Source organism: Massilia sp. P2_C2 (assembly GCF_056404615.1).
Genome location: NZ_JBFUDR010000614.1, coordinates 1 through 1,171 on the forward strand (window position 1 = coordinate 1; position 1,171 = coordinate 1,171).

At 64.3% G+C, this 1,171-nt stretch carries 2 pseudogenes; both read left to right on the forward strand.

The annotated features are described in order from the left end of the window. Positions 1 to 61: 61 nt before the first annotated feature. Positions 62 to 850: pseudogene (locus AC1DYX_RS31330) on the forward strand (ABC-F family ATP-binding cassette domain-containing protein); the annotation flags it as partial. Between the two features lie 198 nt (positions 851 to 1,048). Further along, positions 1,049 to 1,171, forward strand: a pseudogene (locus AC1DYX_RS31335) (ATP-binding cassette domain-containing protein); the annotation flags it as partial.

Here is a 1,171-nt window from a genome sequence, read left to right on the forward strand (position 1 = left end):
CGCTTACACCCTTGCTGTCATTTCCCTCACTTCCGCGCAACTGGCCTTCGGCCACGTCGCGTTGCTCGACCATGCCGATTTTTCGCTGGAAGCCGGCGAGCGCGTCGGCCTCATCGGCCGCAACGGCACCGGTAAATCGTCGCTGCTGAAAATCATTTCCGGCCGTTCGAAGCTGGACGACGGCCTGCTCGTCATGCAGCAGAACGTCAAGATCGCCTACGTCGAGCAGGAGCCCGTGTTCGATCCGGACATGACGGTGTTCGACGCCGTCGCGCTGGGCATGGGCGAACAGCAGGCGATGCTGGCCGAGTACGAGTCGCTGACGGGGCAGTTCGGCCAAGGCAATGATGAAGCGCTGATGGAACGCATGCACGACCTGCAGGTGAAGCTGGACGCGACGGATGCCTGGAACCTCGGCAACAAGGTCGAGACGACGCTGGGCCGCCTGGGTCTTGCCGGCGCTGCGACGATGGGCACCCTGTCGGGCGGCATGCAGAAGCGCGTGGCGCTGGCTGTCGCGCTCGTGTCCGGTCCGGACGTGCTGCTGCTGGACGAACCCACGAACCACCTGGACTTCACGTCGATCCAGTGGCTCGAAGGCCTGCTGCGCGAATTCCGCGGCTCCGTCCTGTTCATCACCCACGACCGCCGCTTCCTCGACAATGTCGCCACGCGCATCGTCGAACTCGACCGCGGCCGCCTGCTGTCCTTCCCCGGCAACTTCAGCAAATACCAGGAGCGCAAGCGCGAACTGCTGGCCATCGAGGAAGTCGAGAACGCCAAGTTCGACAAGGTCCTCGCGCAGGAAGAAGTGTGGATCCGCAAGGGCGTGGAAGCGCGCCGGACCCGCAACGAAGGCCGCGTGCGCCGCCTGGAAGACCTGCGCCTGCAGCGCGCCTCGCGCCGCGACCAGCAGGGTCAGGTGCGCATCGACGTCGCGACCGGCGAACGTTCGGGCAAGATCGTGGCGGACTTGGAGAACATCTCCAAATCGTTTGGCGAGAAAGTGATCGTGAAGAATTTCACGGACACGGTCATGCGCGGCGACAAGGTCGGCCTGATCGGTCCGAACGGCGCCGGCAAGACGACGCTGCTGAAGATCATCCTGGGCGAAGAGACGGTGGATAGCGGCACCGTCAAGCTGGGCACGCGCTTGAACGTCGCCTACTTC